The sequence below is a fragment of the Sphingobacterium suaedae genome, assembly GCF_042684625.1.
GTDB lineage: Bacteria > Bacteroidota > Bacteroidia > Sphingobacteriales > Sphingobacteriaceae > Sphingobacterium > Sphingobacterium suaedae.
The window spans coordinates 671,521-689,741 of the sequence record NZ_JBHULR010000003.1; the positions used below are offsets into that span (position 1 = coordinate 671,521).

An 18,221-nucleotide genomic window follows, 5' to 3' on the forward strand; every position below is an offset into this window, starting at 1 on the left:
TCGTATACGATACGGAATATGTCGGGGGTGGTTACACGAAATCCGATCAAACAACATATGATAGTACGATCTACAGACGAGGGTTGGGATATTATTCTGCAACGGCATCACGCCTATATAGCGACAATCTTGTTAGATGCATTAGCTTGGCCTCTGGCAAAAAATAACCGGATTGACCTTCTTGTGGCAACGAGCGAGCACGACAACGATTACAATGAATTCTACCGTACGGACCTACTGAATGCAGCGGGGGCTCCCCGCGACTTTACCATGGAGCCTTTTCGTCAAACGGATTGTGAACGCTTGCTTTGAGAGGGGGTGGCGAAAAGCCCTTTAGTGGGCTTGCTTCTATCGCATCATATACAGTTCGTGCACGCTCCCCAATCGACAGAAGCCGCCGCCTACTGCGATCGTCTGAAGCCTTTGCAACGCCGCTTACGAAACCAAGCCGGCATACAAGTGGCAGAAAGCCAAAAATTGTACGCTGTGTTACAATGGTGTGATGCTTTATCGTTGATCATTTGCCAGCAGCAGATTCCGGTAGAAGGCCGGCGGTTGGAGATTAGTCGCGGTCCCGAAGCCGAGCCCTATTGGATTCAAGGCTTAACTTCAACCACGGCCACGGTAACACCATGGCCATTTGAAAAATCTACCGTTCCTATTTCGATAGTCCGGCGTAGCATAAAAAAGTTGCAATTCAACAACGACCAAGAGTTTCAAAAAGAATTACACCAAGCGCCAATAAACGTGGACATGTTTACCCTTCGGGAGACGTGATCACACCAAATGTTACAGTAGCCTCGGTCGCTAGGCACAGCTCCTTTCGGACCCTTCCCTGACGAAATTTGGCGACCTTGCTGCATGACTGACCCAATCGTTTTCTCTCCGGTTTTCAATCAAGAATCCCATACGTTTGAATCAAAGATTCGCTTATGCTTTGCCATTCCTCTTCAATAATGCTATACACGTAGTACCCTTTACTTGGCCCGTACGATTGAATGGAATAATTCCGCAACAGCCCTTCACATGTTGCCCCAAGTTTTTGCATCAGATGTTTCGCAACGTAATTGATACCCGTGCCTTGCCATTTTTCGCCAAGCCAGGTCCACCCGATTTCGATTCTTTTCTGTGAAAAATCTACCGCGCCGTATTGACTGATACCTGCGACGGCACCCGATTTTTTATCGATGATCACGAATGGATAATTGCGCTTTCGGCTCTCCACGAAAGGCAGGTCTGAATGTATCCTTTCACGTCTTCCTCGGATTTGACCCGGTGTCCGTACTCCCAAAGACGATCTGAAAAGCTGATGTCGACCAAACTTTGTAAGTCGTCTATTGCCAGTGGTCGCATGAACACTTGGTTATTTTCCAATATAATTTCGGAAGTAAAGAATGCATCATTTCCAAAATGTTTTAGGCTATCGAGGTCGGGCATAAACTAGTTGCTGATTGTATCGCAAAAGTATACCTATTTTTTGAATAAACCAGTGAGATAAACTGGGGCATGTGCTCATGGCCTGTTTGGGTCAACTGCCACTTCTTGTCGGATACCCTAAAAACGCCTATATTTAAGAAACAAAAGCCGTACGTGAGGATGACGACAAAAAACCGGCTTCTTATCTTGATCTTGTCCGCAGCCGGATGTATGCTAGCTGGATATACCCTCTCTTTTCCAGATGTGGTCTTGTCGGGCTGGCATTCCATAATCATACCGGGGTATCTTCTTAAACTACTGCTTATCCTGTTGTTGTTCGGGTGTTTCCTACGTTATGCGATGTATCCCGCCCGCAATCGGAATAAGCGCAGCTGACAAGCATCTCTACCATACAGCGACCGAAGAAGGGTACGCATCCGGAACACAAACGACGGCAGAAGAGAACTATCGCCAAAACGTGTTGCTCCTGTGAGCGGGAATTTTCACGAGGACAGCCCCCTGCTTATTTTGCTCCTTAGGATGCTTAGGGATAGATCTACCTAGATTTTGTATCTTTAACCTCATCAACACAACGCGTTATCTGCGTTCCGTTGCAGCGACAAGAAATACGACAGCGTGCCCATGAAAGAAATCTACGATTATTTTAAACAATTGACAGACATTTCGGAAAAGGATTGGTTATTGTTTTATTCCAAATTGCAGCATGTAGAATTCCCGAAAAAGGCCATCATCCTGGAGCAAGGGAAAACGGAAAAGCACCTTTCCTTTATCGAAAAAGGGATGATACGGTTCTTTAAACCGAGGCTGGATCAAGACTTTACGTTTGCCTTCGCTTTTGAAAAATCGTTTGTTAGTGCGTACGACTCCTTCTTAACCCAACAACCATCCACCTATAACATAGAAGCGATGACAGATTGTGTCCTGTGGCGGATTACTTACGATGATTTACATGCTATTTATGAAAACACGACGGTTGGTGATAGGATCGGGAGAAAGGTGGCCGAAGACATTTACCTCAAAAAAATGAAACGAGAAATAGCCTTACTTGATGATACGGCAAAAAAAAGATACCTGGACTTAATGAAGGAGCAACCGAAGCTTATACAGTATATCCCGCTCAAATATTTGGCCTCTTATATCGGTATTCGCCCGCAATCCTTGAGTCGTATCCGAAGACAGATTACGTAACATTTGTTCATGGATTCGTGTTCGGAGGTCGTATACCTTTGTACATAAAAAAGTATGAAACCTCTATTTCTTTTGATTGCTGTATTTGCTTTGTCCTTAACCGGGTTTAAAATGTTCAGTCAACATGTCGATTACAAAATGTCTGGTAAGATAGCCCTGGCGAGCATGCTGTTATTTACCGCGTCGGGACATTTCTTGTATACAAAAGGCATGTCCATGATGTTGCCGGATGGCATCCCGTTCCGAACGGCATGGATATACCTCACTGCAGGTATCGAAATAGCAGCAGCGGCTGCGATCTTTATTCCCCGGTTGCATAAACTGACGGGGCTATTGTTGATTCTGTTTTTTGTCTTGGTTCTTCCGGCCAATATGTACGCCGCCACTAAACACCTGGATTATGAGACCGCTACATGGACCGGAAAAGGCGTTTCCTACCTTTGGTTTCGCGTTCCTTTCCAGCTGTTATTAATGGCGTGGACCTATTTTTTTGTCGTCAAGTAACAAACGCAATCCCACCGCGATCCAGCTCCTTATAGGGCGTTTTATAGACTACCCAAATGAGGAGACAATGAACAAACCGACATCTTAATTAAGAAGGTGCTTTGAAAAAAGGGGGCGCCCGGGATCATCAAAGCCCTTGTTTTCGGCTTCTCTCTTTTAGAAAAAAGCCGAAAACAAGGGCTTCGCTTAGTCGATCGGCGTTGCGTGGTACAAATCCGAAAAAATAGCCGATAATTTGGACGGATCTTCTCGCCAAGCCTGATACATCCCCTGCCCCATGGTGTCGGGAACGCTATCCAGTTCTCCGTTTGCGATATGTTCTACTATCCGAACGGCGGTACTGTCAGAATCCGGCATATCCCAGTCGCTCCCTCTATTCATGTCGGTATCAATAGCGCCCGGATTAACCGCATACACCGCGACATCTTCCTTCGCTAACTCGATTCTGACAGCCTGCGTTGCTGAAAAGAGTGCGGCTTTGGAGGCGGCATATCCAGCAATGGATGGCAACGGTGAATAAGCGGCGATCGATACGATGTTGATGATGGCCGATGGTTTATTTTTACGCAAAATAGGCGCAAATGCACGCATCATCGTAATGGTTCCGAAATAGTTTACCTGCATATCGCGTTGCATACCCGTTAAATCACCTTCCAACATATTTCCGGGATTCACCGTCCCGGCATTGTTGATGAGTATTTCGGTGTCCAGTGCGACGGCTGCGACGGCTGCAATTTGCCGATCATCGGTGATATCTAAGGATAGCGTCACGACCCGATCGTCGTCGAATGTAGGCATCTTGTTTAGGTCCCTGCAGGTGGCGTACACCTTGCGTACGCCGGTATGGAGCAGCGCCTTTACGAGCGATCTGCCGATCCCTCTATTCGCTCCGGTAATAAGGATGACTTTGTCTTTAAAAATTTGCATATGATATAATATTTTATACCGACAAATCTACAGGGAAAGCCTCCCGCATAAAATCCAGAACGTGCTATGTTTCACCCGAAGCTCTTGGGCTGCTCCAACGAAACGTGTTTGGGCTAATCGTTCGAGTCGTTGGCATTGCTGCTGATAAAAAGCTCATTTTTCTCTTCTGACACAATTTCGAGAAATCGTTCGTAATGTTTGAGCACGTCACTGATCAGTTCGTTTGCCGTAAAATATTGCACGTCGTACCCTTCTCGAGCATCGCCAAAATACGATCGTGGATAAAAGGTGCGCTTATCTTCCAGCTCGGGAAGGTTTTCTTCTTCGATAAGGTATTCTGAAACAACCTTTACCTGATTCCGCACGCCGTAAATGAAATTGTTGACGACATCGTGGCTGATTTCGATCTCCAGCTTTCTTGGACTGTCGTAGCTGTTGATCTTCGCCGCAATTCCATTCGTCGCAAATTCTTCACGAAGTTCATCAAAAGCTTGCCGAACGGTGGTGCTGATAAACTCGTCGACAGAATTTCGGGTTTTGAAAGAAACAATTTGTTTTAATCGTGTCCGCCAAAACTCACCAGACCACGGAATGGTGGATACAGAAAAATCACGTTCGTAATAGTTGCGGTCTATGGTCAGTGCCTTAATGAGGCTGACACCGAACATCAACATGATCAGCGAGAACGGAAGCGCTGTGATAAGTGTCATCGTCTGCAGAGCCTGCAACCCTCCCGCATTGAGCAACATTAGCGCTAGGACGGCCAATAAGATTCCCCAAAAGGGCATTTGCCATTTCGGCGAACTCAACGCATTTTTGGTCGCGATGCTATTCATGACAAAAATACCGGAATCCGCAGAGGTAACGAAAAAGATGATAATGATGGCGATGACGAGATAGCTGACAAGATTGGAAAACGGAAGATACTCCAAAAAACGGAACATAAGCGCGTCGGGATCTTTCACCAGTGCGCTCAAAGCACCGTCGGCAATATTGAAATCAAACCAGATCGCGCTGTTGCCAAAGACAGACATCCAGATAAAATTAAACAGTGTGGGAAGGATGAGTACCGCAGCAACAAATTCGCGGATTGTTCTTCCTTTCGAAATTTTTGCAATAAATAGCCCAACATACGGCGACCACGATATCCACCAAGCCCAATACAAAATGGTCCAATTGTAGAACCAGGGCAAGGTTTGCTCTTCATACACGTGGGTACTAAAGGTTAAATCGAAGAAACTGTTTATATAGTTGCCCAGGCCTTCGGTAAAGCTGCCAATGAGATAAACAGTGGGGCCAAAAAGCAACACAAAAAGCAATAGAATAATGACGACAATAATGTTGACATTACTCAATATTCGCACGCCTTTGTCTACCCCCGTTGTCGCTGAAATAATGGATAACGAAGTCAGCACTGCCACAATCAGGATTTGGTAGGAGAAACTGGTCTCGGGTACCACACCCAGTGTCTGCAGCCCCGCGTTTACTTGTACGACACCAAAACCGAGCGTGGTCGTGATCCCAAAAAAGGTACTACAGAGCGCAAAAACATCGATCGCGTTTCCCCACTTGCCATTTATCCGATTCTTTAACAGGGGATAGAAGCAGCTGCGCAGCGAAAGCGGAAGCCGGTAACGATACGCGAAGTACGATAGGGCGAGGCCTACTATGCCATAGATGGCCCAAGCGTGCACACCCCAGTGAAAGAAGGTATACAATTGTGCGTTCTTAGCGCGGCTGACGACATGTCCCCCGGCGAAAACATCGCTGGAATAGTGCTGCATGGGTTCTGCCACGCTAAAGTACATCAGCCCAATGCCCATACCTGCAGCAAACAGCATGGATATCCAGGAAAAAAATGAATATTCAGGCTTGCTGTCGTTGGCACCCAAACGGATTTTTCCGAACCTGCTGAAAACAAGGTATACCAAAAAGATCACAAAAATGGTCACCGCCCATACGTACACCCAATTGAGGTTAACAAAAATAAACTCCTTCACCCGATCGAGGATGCTGGCCGTTCCTACCGGAAATAAGATCGATACAAGACAAACGCCAATAATAAAAAATAGGCTTGGAACCACGATTCCTTTGTTAAATGTTGTCTTGGGAAAATGAAATGCTGCCATGGTCTGGAATAATGATAAACGATTACTTTTATTGGGACTGCCTAATATGGATGTCGCGTTGCGGGAATGGAATTTCTATTCCTGCTTGATCGAGCGCTTCTTTACAATCTACCATCAATTGCTCCTGCATCGTCCAAAAGTAGTCATTGGATGTGGTCACCCTGACGGAAAGATTAATCGCACTATCGCCCAAATCGGTTACGACAACTTGAGGGGCAGGATCCTTGTAAGCAAATTCATTTTCCACAATGACGTCCATCAAAACTTCCTTGGCTTTGCGCAGATCCGTGCCGTAGGCTACGCCAATGTCGAACCATGTCCGGCGCGTTCCCATCTGCGTGTAATTGGTAATGCTGCTATTGGAAAGCTCTCCGTTTGGTACCACAACCAATTGATTTTGTGGGGTTGTTAATTTCGTATTAAAGATATCTATTTCCTTTACCGTACCAGACTCGCCGGAGCTCGAACTGATATAATCCCCGACCTTAAACGGCTTCAGAAGCAGAATGAGTATTCCGCCGGCAAAGTTGGAAAGAGAGCCCTGCAACGCTAGGCCAATGGCCAGGCCTGCCGCCCCTATAATGGCAACAAAAGCCGATGTTTGCACACCGAGTTGCGTAACCACCACGATAAAGAGTAGAATATTCAGCACCCAGCTGACGAGGTTTGTCAGAAATCGTTGTAGGGATACGTCCATGTCCCGTTTTTTAAACGCCTTGTCGATGACGCGTTTAATAATCCGGATGAGCCAAGATCCGATCAGGTAAATTAAAAAAGCAGAAATAAGTGCAGTTAGGATTCTGGGCGCCCAAGCCACTGCGGAAGATATAAAACTGTCCCAGTGCTGTTGAACTTCGCCGAATTCTAAATTGTCCATAATGATATATTTTATTTTAAAAAAAAGAAAACAACTTAAACCATGCTAGCCGTGCGCAGCAAGTCCGATATCTATAAAATTCCAACAAAGAAGCTGAAAGATTGTTTATGGCGATCACACTTTATTGGATCTGCTACGCCGATCGCTTACTAGCGGGATCGACAATATACTAAAAAAATGAACAAAACCTAAGGACATGGAAGACGAGGACGCGCTATATCTAAAACGACGTATACGGGGCAACTCAGCCTAATGAAGGCTTAATCGCGTTTGTAGCCAGAAATCTACTTTCTACATAACGGTTCCCAGAATCTATCTACATCGTATATTTTGTTTAGTATATTCGTGTAAACAACAGCAGACTATGAACCAATTTTTACATTTCTTTAATTTACACGAGGGCGAAGACAAAAAGGAAACCGTACTGGAAGATGTGATCCATAATATCTCCTTTCGCGGCGCCAATGCATGGATATTAGCCTGTGCTATTGTCATCGCGTCGGTCGGACTAAACGTTAATTCCACGGCGGTCATCATCGGAGCCATGCTGATCTCGCCGCTGATGGGCCCGATTGTCGGTGCCGGATTTGCCCTGGGTACGTTCGATTTTCCGCTGCTCAAGAAATCCATGAAAAACCTGCTTATTGCGACTGTTATCAGCCTTGTCGTGTCTTCGCTGTATTTTTTACTCAGCCCTTTTAAGGACGCTCAGTCGGAGCTACTCGCCCGAACATCACCGAATATCTATGATGTCTTGATCGCGATTTCGGGAGGCCTGGTCGGCGTTATCGCCATCACGCGTGTTAATAAGGGCAATCCTATCCCCGGCGTGGCGATCGCTACGGCGTTGATGCCTCCGCTGTGTACAGCCGGATACGGATTGGCAACGGGAAATATAACTTACTTCGCGGGTGCACTCTACCTTTATATTATTAATTGCGTTTTTATATGCATCGCCACCTTTGTCATTGTTAAATATTTGCGATACCCAAAAGTTCATTACGTAGATCCCCAACGGGAAAAGAAAATCACCCAGAGCATCACCTTAATCACACTCGTCCTCGTTATCCCGAGCCTATATTTCGCCTATCGCTTATTGCAAGATAGAAAGTATTCCAACCAAGTAAAGCAATTTGTCCAACAGGAATTAACCGATAAAGGGTATACGATTATTTATGAACGTTTGGTAGCAGCGTCTAAACCGAAACGATTGGAACTGGCGTTTCTGGACAAAAAGTTCAGTAATGAAGAGATCAATGGGCTTAAAGAAAGCATGCGCGCGTTCGGCATTGACAATACGCAGTTGATCATTCGTCAGGATAGTTTAGACCTCCGGTCCACTATACTCAGCGAAATTGATAAACGCAATGTTTCCGTCAGCGAGAAAGATCTGACGATACGTGCACTAAATAACACCCTCTCCAGTTACCAGCTGGCTGACCCCGAACTGGACAGGGATATCAAGATCATCTTCCCAACGCTGTCCTCATACAGCATTGGGCGACAGCAATTTTATGCAAAAAAAGACAGCTTGGTCAACCACATCGCCTTCATCTATACGGCTTCTGAACCATTGGAAACGATCGAACGCGATAAGCTCGGTGCATGGCTGAAAAACCATTTTCCAAAAGACAGCATCACCATCGTAGCATACAGGCCTTAAGGGGATGAACGGGGCCACCAACGGTGCATCTCCAAAGATAGAGACCATACGTACTTGTCTCGTGAAGATTCATAGAAAGGTTTATCAACACCGTTTTAAGGGACGTCGTTTCCTTAAAATCGGTGTTGCCATCACCGAAAAATAGCTGGTTTTAGGGATGTACTGCCCCGATCAAAATTCGGATTTTTGTTGTACATAAACTATTCAGCTACCTATACGATGCACAAAATACTTTTTATAAGCCTATTTTTCATGACGACTATACTCAGTGCATGCCATCGAGATGTCAGCGATCATAAATCGTTTGTTTGGGATGAGGACGTCAAGCAACTTCTCGGAGCAGAGTACCTGGACACGTGGCTACGAAAAGCCCCTTTTGAAAATGAGCTGAAACAAGCGGAACAAGATCAATTAGTTTTTACAAACGCCAAGCAGGTATTTCCTTTTATGAACCGTTACCATGATCGGGTGCAAGAGCTCATACAAGGAAGTGATCTGGTCGCCGATACAGTCGTCTTCTCTGCAAAGGAAATCTTATTCCAAGATTCCGTTTGGGGAGACGTATTTGTTGGTGCTACCCTATTATATGACCATCGGGAAGTGTTTTTGAAAGACAGCTACCTCGAAAGTGGCAGTCCGCTGTTCGGGGGGTACGAGGCTGCAACCGATATGTACCGTGCTTCGTTGTACGAGACGCATATTTTTGCCAAACACCCCAACTACAAAACAGGCCTATACTGGGTTTCTAGTAATGACAACGTGTATCTTTTGGGATTCTATCAGCAAGGACAGTTCGTATTTGAAGCTGCCGTCCCGCTCGTTGGTAGGGATACACTGGCGACGCTTGATAAGATGAAAGAGGTCAATACCAAGCTCGGACTGAAAATTTCGGAATGGGAACATGCAACAGTCCATCAACTGCAACAGGTTGCCCAGCCTCAGAGTTTCTGGAAAGATCCATTTGTGGGTATATACCCCGAAAAATCCGCTTTTAATGTGTATCTAAAAACGAAAGATACCCCCTTTGTGCCGGATGAAAAACCGCGTAAAGGAGATTACTATTTTGCGTATACATCCATACATGGCGATGTCTCGCTCTCCACCTCGATTCAAAAAACGGAAATGAGTCAAGACGAATTTGTTAAGGCAAATCAAGGAGCAAAAAGCTATCGGTATTTTTATGACGATCTATTTTACGATGAACAGGTGACAGATGGCTATGTACAGGGCACAGCGAAGGCTTATTTCCAAGATCGTAACTATCTCGAGATACTATTTTCCTACGCAAGTAGAGATGGAGAAGCAAAAAAGATGGTACATGGTGTTTTACAACACGTTCATATAAGTACGTTGGATTAACTGTTCTGCTAGCGATGAGCTCCAAGTCCATGTTCTCCGCACGAACGGGATTAGCCCAACATATACGATTTGAACGAACATGGAGCATGACACCACCTACCATCAAAAAAGTGGACGCGAGTTACCGTGTCGAGCGGTGCCACAAGAAACCGCAACTAAAAATGAGCGCCAAAAGGAATACCCAAACCCAATCAAACGCTGCCTCCGGACGCGTCGATTCCATCGGTTGGAACAACGTTTTCTCTTCCATTTTATATCCTTTGAGCGCAGGCGTCTCAGCTTCTTTGGCTTTTTTCCGCGAATGCTGATCCATAGCGGTACGCTTTACTGTAGGAGAAGGTGCTCGATCAACAGCGGTTGGACCTCCAAGCGGTTGCATTCCTCCCTGTGGTGCATCCATGTAGCGCCCCGTGTTTTTTATGCGACCAAGCTGCTCGTGCAACCGCTGCATTACATTCTGCGCTATTTTCCCATCCTGTATATGTTCTTCTATATAGGTCAGTAGTTGGTCATTGCCGCACACCTGATCCGAACACGATAAGCCTGTCGTTTCTACCGTTTCCAAATATGCCGCTATTAAACGATCGCGAGTATCCGCATCCGGCGTCCAGTATCCTTTCCGCGTGACCTCCAACATGCGCGCCAACATTCCTTGATACGCATAGGTGTTATCGGCCTCTGCAAAACGTTTTTGGATGTCCAGTCCATATTTATCAGCCACATAGACATCGTGCCAGGCCTGCCAATCGTCCGGTCGTATAGCTTGATCAGTGGTGGCCTGCCATCCCCACATGTTGTCCGTAATCTGTCCGACCATGCGCGCGCCTGCATAGCCTTCATCGAGCATTTCTGTTATCCATGTGGGGTTCAGATACCGCGTGTGCATCTCTCTTCCGATAAATTTATCCAACGATTCCTGCCGTGCGATCGATGGATCCGTCAGGTTGCTGATAATCACATCCGGTTCCGTTCCATCCAGTGTCTTTATAGCCAACGTCATGCCACCTAGATATTGAAAAAAGTCATCATTGTCCAGCACGCCATACACATGTGTAGAACGGCTATGCACGACAGCTTTCGTTCCGGATAAGGCTTTCTTAAAAAGCGATAGCGCTAACTCTTTTCCCGTTATTTTCTGTAGCTCAGTAGGGCCCGTACCCCAAAAACCCTGTCCGTATAGATGGCCTGAACGATTGAAATATACATCGGCGACTTCTTGACTATCCGTCCATTTGTCTGACGCTTGTACTGCCTCATCCACGCCAATGCCGTACGTTCCCGTCGCTGCCCCAAAGAGCCTGACCATAGCCAAACGTCTTCGTAGTGCGGTATCCCTTACGCCTACATCGGTCAGCTCCCGTTCCAAGGCATCCACATGCGCACGGATACTATTGTCCTGCTCTGGGGATTCGTACACCAACGCAACGGCCTGATCCAACAGGTTCATCATGTGCGGAAACATATCGCGGTACAGGCCAGACGGCGTTACCAATACGTCTACGCGTGGCCTTTGTAAACTGTCGCGGGGGATGAGCGCTAATCCGTTCACTTTACCAAATCCATCATATGTCGGACGCACACCAAGCAAATGTAGAATCTGAGACTCCATAATCCCCTCATGTCGTAGGGTCTCTACAGACCATAGGTTAACGGCTATTTTATCGGGGTAGTTTCCCTGATTATTTTCCAGATAGTGCTCTATTATTTGCTCTGCCAGCTTACTGCCCATCGCGTAGATCTCGCGAGATGGCATGCGGGACGGATCAAACGCGTAAAAGTTTTTTCCTGTTGGTATCGCGTCTGGATTACGAATAGGATCATTTCCCAATGATGGTTCGATAAATTTTCCGTCCAGTACGTCGAGAAGTGCGCGAATCTCTGCTGGGCCACTTTGCAGAATCCGGTCGTAAAATTCAGCAGTTAAAGCATCTCGATCTTGAACGGTTAGTTTTTTTTGGCGACTCGCCATAGCAATAGCCGTGAGCCGGGCTTGCTCCTCGCTTGGAGAAATTCCAAACGTATGCATCCCCATGGGGGTCTGCTGTTCATTGAGCTCGTTTAGGTAATGTTCGAGCTGTTGTACATCATCCTTATCTATCGGCCCGTTATGATCCAGATCCCGCAACACATTCGTTTCTTCCACCCATCGGTTTATGGCCTTAAGATGTGCTTGCGCCAACAAGGGACTTTTCTCTAAAGCGACGTGGTAATCATGTATGGCTCCAGCCAGCTCTCGCAGCTCTGGCCGCAAACCCGCTTCTTGAAAAGGTGGAGTCAGGTGATCAATAATGATCGCACCGCCACGCCGTTTTGCCTGTGTTCCCTCTCCAACATTATCCATGATGTAGGGATAGATATTAATCATAGCACCAAGTAGTGCATCAGGCGCATCGTCGGCATCCAGGCCGGCCTCGCGGCCAGAAAGCCATTCTAAAGTTCCGTGTGTTCCGAGGTGAATTAAGGCATCTGGCTTTTGTTGCCTTTGCATATACAGATAGAAAGCAATATACTGATGGTGCGGTGGCAAGCTCACGTCATGGAACAGAGCTTCTTCATCTTCTTCCCAACCTCGCGCGGGCTGCGGCATAAGGGAGAGGTTCCCAAATTTTACCTGAGGCAGCACAAAATAACGCCGTTGTCGACTATCTGTCCAGACCATGATACGTGCGGAGTCTGGTTCGCCCCATTTCTGGATTACCTGCTCCTGAAAGCGTGGATGAAGGTCGGCAAACCACATTTTGTATTGTTCAACGGGAACCAAAACCGGCTGTTCTTCTTCGACCATTCGAGAGAGCTCGCCGGGTGCCCACGTTCCTATGTTTCGCCCACCGGAAAGGACACGTTGGAAAATTTCCGCTTCGGCTATACGTCCTCCCCCTAAATTGTATCCAGCCTTTTCCAATTCTGCTGTAATACGATGTATGCTCTTGGGCAGTACATTCAGGTAACTTGCTCCGATATTTTGCTTTCCAGGATGTCCATTGTAGTAAATGAGTGTGACCCGTTTGTCTGCATTTGTTTTGTATCGCAAATTGATCCAAGCTTTCACTTTTTGAGCAAGATGTGCGATCCGTCCCGGAAGTGGGGTTTTCTGTTTATATATATGACCCTGACCATCGAATATGGACTCCTGTGTAGCAACAACCGTTGGCTGTATCTGCCCCATGATTTCGGGGCGTACCAAGGCCAAGCTGCGCTCCGCGACAGAGAGGCCTGTGGTCGATGACTGCCATTCGGACTCGGTTTGTAGTAGTGTGATCCCATTAATAACGGGTACGTCTAACTGCGCAAACGTTTGGGCAAGTTTCTCCGGAGAGCTTCCCGGTAGCGAGGAAAAATTAACCAGAACCTCGATTGTGGATCGCCCGTGAGCGTCTAGACAAAAATCATGAACAGCCTTTTCAAGCGGAAAACCATAAAAAAGCATGACATTCATTCCCGCCTCATGCAGCGCTCGGGCGTAAGATTTTATGTAATCGTACTGTTGCGTCACAAACTCATAACGGAAGCCGTATAGCGCCACCCAAGGTGCGTGCGGGGATGACGTGCGGTAAACCTTTCGGAATATTTCAGGATCCTGGTACAGGGCGCCTGTTTGCCAATCAACAATACCGTAGTCGGGAAAATCTATCGGCGCCTCCGGCGCAAACGACGTTCCGAAATGGCGATCACAGAGCAGTTGTACCATACGGGCGATATTCTCGGGACTTGGATTTTCGAAATACGTGTCTAACTCGCGGTCAAACTGCATTCCCCACGCTTTATAGTTCGCTGCCTCCGGCGTAGAGCCTACGGCATACACCGCGTCGCCGCGCGCCAATATTGCGCCAATTTGCTGTGCGTACCGTTGTATCGTTTGCGGCGTATGCACATAGCAAACGATAAGCGCGGCCTGGGATACGCTTGCTGCTTCGCCTTGTGCCGTTACAACGTCGAATTGGCCTGCAAAGCCCGGTTTTTGATTCAACAAGGTAATGGCCTCTGCTAGAGGCTTGCTGTAGTTATCGGACATCAACAGTGCAATACGAATACGTTTTTCGGACGGCTGTTGCTGAGCATGCACCGGCATATTCCCGAACAACCAGCACAATAGAAAACCCAGTATAGGTAAACAATTCTTCATCATTAATTCTCTGGAATGTAAATAACCTGTCCATCATCGAGCTGATAGGCCGTACCAAGTCGCTCCCCCTGCCCGGCGGTTTCTTCGGATGAAATCTTTGTTACTTTTATCTCCTTCCCTTTTTTGCGGATAATTTCCATCTCCCCTTCTTTATTTTTCTTGGTCAGGGTGAGTTCCGTTTCCGGGTCGAAGAGATCCAGCACATTTAAAGCAGACATGAGTGCGATAAGCATGGCCACAATTAATACCACACTGATATCAAACAAATTAGCTACACCACTGATTGGATCTTCAAGTGGTGTATGATGAGATGTCGGGTTATTTTTAGTCAGTAATTTCATTGTTGAGATAAGGTTTCTTGATGGGTGATACCCTTTTGTTTGCGAATGGAGGCCCTCAGTCTGCGTTCCATAATTGCTTCACAGGCCAGAAACTCCTGGGATAGCCATTGCTCCCGTTTCAGTGAAATAAGGTAAGCGACAATACCACAAACCAGTCCGATTATCGTCGCAGTAAAGGCTGTCACCATGTGACTGGCCATAGCAGACATGTCGCCTGTTGAAAGCGTAGAAAGGGATTGTCCCATCGGAATCAGGGTACCAACCAATCCGAGAGACGGTGCTACCTTAACGAGGAAACGAAGATTATCCAGCTTCGCATTTTCGCGTTTCTCCCACCCCTGCACCAATTCGGTGATCTGGATATCCGCTGCTTCTTCTTCGTTGGAAAGGATCCGTTCAATTTCTGGTTCATGCCGTGCAAGAAAAATGCGTACGCGCTCCTTCTTTTTGCGATTCCAACATTCCCGAGTGAAGGCACCCATCGACCAAACGATCCAAAAAACCATAAACAGCAGACCAATGAAAACCGGTACATGAAGCAAACGACCAATTTGAAAGAGCAGGTTTTCGATAAATTCAATCATGATTTTCTTTTTTTAGAATGAATAGTGAGCACCTACAAAGAACGTCCTTCTAGGTGCGTAATAATAACTTGTTGCGGAGGTATAGCTTCCGTAATATAGCTTATCGAACATATTGTTTATGGTAAAACTGACCCCAAGTACACCTATGTTTTTAGCGAGTTTGAGGTCAAACAAGCTTACGGCATCCATTGTCTTTTCTGGCGTATTTTCCAGATCGCCAAAAAAGGAAGCGGTGTGGCGCCCCCAAAAACTAATATGCCCGATACGAGGATCATCATATATCAAAGCCCCCGAATAGATATGCCGCGGATTGTCGTTCATTTCTCTCCCTTCATATTCCGGGTTCGATTCATATTTTTTGATCGCGGATTGATTATGGAAATAGCTTGCTTGTAGGGTTATCGAAGGATGCACCCGATATTTCATCGAACTTTCCAGTCCCCAAAGGTTGACCTTACCGATATTTATGTACTGCCTAACCGGAAGCCCTCCCGGATCAAAATAATCCGGAACATCCGAGGCATCGATCAACACGGCCGATAGAAAATCACTATACTGAGATGCGTAAACCGTGGCCGAAATCTCCAATTCGTTCATAAGCTGCAGGTCGGCTCCAAAGTCAACCGAATAACGCATCCGTTCCGGTTTGAGCGCTGGATTGCCGAGACGGAAGGACGAACCTAGCGGCGCCGCATTATACATGTAGAAAGCACTTGGTGCACGAAACCCAGTAGCGTATACGGCACGTAGACGAAGATTATTGCGTACGTCATACGTTAGTCCAATTTTTGGCGTCAAAACCGAAGAGCGGGCATGATCGTAGTCGATAACAACGTCAGTTCCAGATAAATTGTCCATGAAATGACCATTGCGGTTGGACCAGTGGTCGAAACGCAAGCCTAAGTTCGCATGTAGCTTTTCGGTGAAGCTAACGTCGTCATTCATAAAGAACGAAATAAAGTCCTGTCGCCCGCTGAAATTCTGGTTACCTTTTTCAGGGTAATGTTTGTTGGAAACAATTTCAGTAAAACGAAGATCTGCACCGATAGTGATGTCGTTGTCCCCTATCCGATGATTCAATTTCGCAATCAACCCATAGGTATCGAGTGGTACCCGCGATGTATAATTTGCGTTATTGAAGGCCCCGGCCGCTGCGTTCCAATTCATTGCATTAGACAGCCGGTTCTGTACGTTGTAGTATACGAGCACATCAGGCGACAAACTAGCCTTAGGGTTTTGGTAACGAAGCTGATAATTACCCGTGTGTGTGCGGTCTTCATACAAGGTGGATGTCCCCGAAATAGGTTGCTGGCTGTTGAAATCCGCAGTAGCGACAACGATGCCTCCATTCGCAAAGTCGTACGTAAGCTTGGTATTTAGGTTTAATAGCGACATTGTTGGTTTCTGATAATAACTTTTCCAAAGACTGTCTGCTAGATAAGCGTACCCATCTGTTTGCTTATATTCAGCAAAGGCGATCGCACCCCAACGTTTTGCGAAGCGCTTCCCTACTTGTACGTTGGCTTGATAGGTATTCATGGAGCCGTATCGAAAAGCAGCCCCCAATGTCGTCTTCTCACGCGGCATTTGGGTCACCAAATTTATTGTCCCGCCCATAGAGCTCGAACCATAAATGGAAGAACCAGGACCGCGTACTACCTCGATCCGCTCCAAGCTATTGCCAGCGAGACTGTTCCATTCAGACACGCCGCCCGTATAGGAATCATTGATTGGTACGCCGTCCTTCAATATCAGCGTTCTGTTGGCAGAACCCGTCCCGCGCAGGATAACACCGGTGTGCGTCCCCGTAGTGGTTAAACCACGGCTACGGTCTACCATGACGCCAGGGATAAAGGCAAGGGCTTCGTCAACGGTCTGCACTTGACGAAGTTCGGGAGCATCTTTTAACAGAACAGATACACTGGACGCGATCTTACGCAGCTCCTTGGGTACTGTAGAGGCCGTTATGGACACAGCATCTAAAAACTGTGGTCTCGACCGAAGCGTCCAGCGCAGTTGCTGAACATCCACCGTTTCAGGGATCACGCTCACCTCCAAAGGGAAATAGTTCGTGTGGGAGACCCGCACCGTAATGGCGTGCGTCAGGTGCAAATAAAACTGCCCGTTGCTATCGCTCACTGTTACTACGCCTCTGCCACGTTGATAAACCGAAGCATTTTCAATGGGGCGTCCCAAGCTGTCCCGCAACTGCACGGTGATCGTCGATACTTGTTGTTGTTCCACCTGTCCCGCTGCGTTATCTGCCCATGCCAAGAGCAGGCCGAATAGCAGAACTAGCCAATTCCATTGACTACTACGTAAATTCCTGACGGGTACATGCTGTAAAAAATAGTTCATACAAAAGATTAAAATAGTTGCAATAAAGTTGCAATTATAACAAGTATAAACTTCAAATGCAACATTGATGCAAATAAAATACAAGACAGTAAAGGATTTCCTCCTTCGTTAATCGATTTTCCTGAACGAAATGCAAGAAAGCCAGTACACTGGCAACCCGTATGTTATGGTAAGAAAGAAACGCCCCCCCGCCTCCAGTTAAGATGGTCTCGAGACTGAAACCATGAATACCGGGCACATTGTTGCTTGGGAATACACTCACGAATTTCTATCTGAAAGGTCGGCGCTAGGCCATCTGGATGCGCCCCATCCTAAGAAACAGACTTGGACACACCAACACCTTCCTTCGTGCTATCACATCCAATTATTCCCTATTCGGTAAGCCTTATAAACGTATATTCTGCAACGCGAGTGCCTTGAATATCCTGGATAGTTGATAAATCGAATACCGCATACAAACCCTCTGCATAGGGTACAGATATAGACTGTTCTGGCTGATGAAGGTATTTCACCTCCATTTCTAAATCGAACAAAATCTTAAAGACGCTTGCATAGCAATCGACATTATGCGGATAACGTTCAAAGAACTGTTCCAGATTTTTAATTCGAAGCCGGTTAAATTCGTGGCAACCGGCAAGGGTTCCTGTATCATATTTTAGTAGTGGGCGTATCATGAGATGTATAGTTGTTTGTTACTACAACGGAGTTTAGATATAAAAGTTCCAAACGAG

15 protein-coding genes and 1 pseudogene are annotated in these 18,221 nt (G+C 46.5%); 6 read left to right on the forward strand and 10 right to left on the reverse strand.

Annotation, left to right across the window (positions count from 1 at the left end; translation table 11 throughout):
• Window positions 1-57 precede the first annotated feature (57 nt).
• Window positions 58-777: pseudogene (locus ACFSR5_RS06375) on the forward strand (DUF3891 family protein).
• A 115-nt stretch (window positions 778-892) separates the two neighbouring features.
• Here the strand turns inward: ACFSR5_RS06375 and ACFSR5_RS06380 are convergent.
• Together ACFSR5_RS06380 and ACFSR5_RS06385 are read right to left on the reverse strand one after the other, a co-directional pair.
• Entirely contained in the window at window positions 893-1,195 is a 303-nt protein-coding gene (locus ACFSR5_RS06380; protein ID WP_380901864.1) for a GNAT family N-acetyltransferase, read from the reverse strand.
• Window positions 1,192-1,437 carry a hypothetical protein gene (locus ACFSR5_RS06385; RefSeq protein ID WP_380901866.1) on the reverse strand — a complete coding sequence of 82 codons (246 nt, stop codon included), beginning with the start codon at window positions 1,435-1,437 and terminating at the stop codon, window positions 1,192-1,194. The genes ACFSR5_RS06380 and ACFSR5_RS06385 overlap by 4 nt, the downstream gene beginning before the upstream one ends.
• 159 nt (window positions 1,438-1,596) lie before the next feature.
• Here ACFSR5_RS06385 and ACFSR5_RS06390 point away from each other — a divergent pair, with 159 nt between their 5' ends.
• The 3 genes from ACFSR5_RS06390 (at window position 1,597) to ACFSR5_RS06400 (ending at window position 3,129) form a co-directional block, all read left to right on the forward strand.
• Window positions 1,597-1,812, forward strand: coding sequence for a hypothetical protein (locus ACFSR5_RS06390; protein ID WP_380901868.1), 216 nt, complete (start codon window positions 1,597-1,599; stop codon window positions 1,810-1,812).
• A gap of 246 nt (window positions 1,813-2,058) precedes the next feature.
• The gene (locus ACFSR5_RS06395) at window positions 2,059-2,625 is read left to right on the forward strand and encodes a Crp/Fnr family transcriptional regulator (protein ID WP_380901870.1); all 567 of its coding nucleotides are present in this window, start codon (window positions 2,059-2,061) and stop codon (window positions 2,623-2,625) included.
• Between the two features lie 54 nt (window positions 2,626-2,679).
• Window positions 2,680-3,129 (forward strand): DoxX family protein, encoded by a 450-nt coding sequence (locus tag ACFSR5_RS06400; RefSeq protein WP_380901872.1) that lies wholly within the window; start codon window positions 2,680-2,682, stop codon window positions 3,127-3,129.
• A 186-nt stretch (window positions 3,130-3,315) separates the two neighbouring features.
• Here the strand turns inward: ACFSR5_RS06400 and ACFSR5_RS06405 are convergent, their stop codons facing one another.
• The 3 genes from ACFSR5_RS06405 to ACFSR5_RS06415 form a co-directional block, all read right to left on the reverse strand.
• Window positions 3,316-4,056 carry an SDR family NAD(P)-dependent oxidoreductase gene (locus ACFSR5_RS06405; protein WP_380901874.1) on the reverse strand — a complete coding sequence of 247 codons (741 nt, stop codon included), beginning with the start codon at window positions 4,054-4,056 and terminating at the stop codon, window positions 3,316-3,318.
• Window positions 4,057-4,169: 113 nt separating this feature from the next.
• Window positions 4,170-6,185, reverse strand: coding sequence for a BCCT family transporter (locus ACFSR5_RS06410; RefSeq protein WP_380901876.1), 2,016 nt, complete (start codon window positions 6,183-6,185; stop codon window positions 4,170-4,172).
• 28 nt (window positions 6,186-6,213) lie between these two features.
• Entirely contained in the window at window positions 6,214-7,062 is an 849-nt protein-coding gene (locus ACFSR5_RS06415; RefSeq protein ID WP_380901878.1) for a mechanosensitive ion channel family protein, read from the reverse strand.
• Between the two features lie 364 nt (window positions 7,063-7,426).
• On the opposite strand from ACFSR5_RS06415, the gene ACFSR5_RS06420 reads away from it, so the two are divergent.
• A complete protein-coding gene (locus ACFSR5_RS06420; RefSeq protein ID WP_380901880.1) occupies window positions 7,427-8,725 on the forward strand; it encodes a DUF389 domain-containing protein in 1,299 nt (432 codons plus the stop codon).
• Window positions 8,726-8,977: 252 nt separating this feature from the next.
• Window positions 8,978-10,084, forward strand: coding sequence for a hypothetical protein (locus ACFSR5_RS06425; protein WP_380901882.1), 1,107 nt, complete (start codon window positions 8,978-8,980; stop codon window positions 10,082-10,084).
• Window positions 10,085-10,205: 121 nt separating this feature from the next.
• On the opposite strand, the gene ACFSR5_RS06430 is transcribed toward ACFSR5_RS06425, so the two are convergent.
• The 5 genes from ACFSR5_RS06430 to ACFSR5_RS06450 all read right to left on the reverse strand — a co-directional run bounded on the left by ACFSR5_RS06430 (window position 10,206) and on the right by ACFSR5_RS06450 (window position 18,164).
• A complete protein-coding gene (locus ACFSR5_RS06430; RefSeq protein ID WP_380901884.1) occupies window positions 10,206-14,210 on the reverse strand; it encodes a cobaltochelatase subunit CobN in 4,005 nt (1,334 codons plus the stop codon).
• Complete coding sequence (locus tag ACFSR5_RS06435; protein ID WP_380901886.1) at window positions 14,210-14,548, reverse strand: DUF2149 domain-containing protein; 339 nt, start codon at window positions 14,546-14,548, stop codon at window positions 14,210-14,212. The genes ACFSR5_RS06430 and ACFSR5_RS06435 overlap by 1 nt, the downstream gene beginning before the upstream one ends.
• Window positions 14,545-15,132, reverse strand: a complete 588-nt coding sequence (locus ACFSR5_RS06440; protein ID WP_380901888.1) for a MotA/TolQ/ExbB proton channel family protein — start codon at window positions 15,130-15,132, stop codon at window positions 14,545-14,547. The genes ACFSR5_RS06435 and ACFSR5_RS06440 overlap by 4 nt, the downstream gene beginning before the upstream one ends.
• A 12-nt stretch (window positions 15,133-15,144) precedes the next feature.
• Window positions 15,145-17,490, reverse strand: coding sequence for a TonB-dependent receptor (locus ACFSR5_RS06445; RefSeq protein WP_380901890.1), 2,346 nt, complete (start codon window positions 17,488-17,490; stop codon window positions 15,145-15,147).
• Window positions 17,491-17,861: 371 nt separating this feature from the next.
• The gene (locus ACFSR5_RS06450; RefSeq protein WP_380901892.1) at window positions 17,862-18,164 is read right to left on the reverse strand and encodes a hypothetical protein; all 303 of its coding nucleotides are present in this window, start codon (window positions 18,162-18,164) and stop codon (window positions 17,862-17,864) included.
• Window positions 18,165-18,221: the final 57 nt, after the last annotated feature.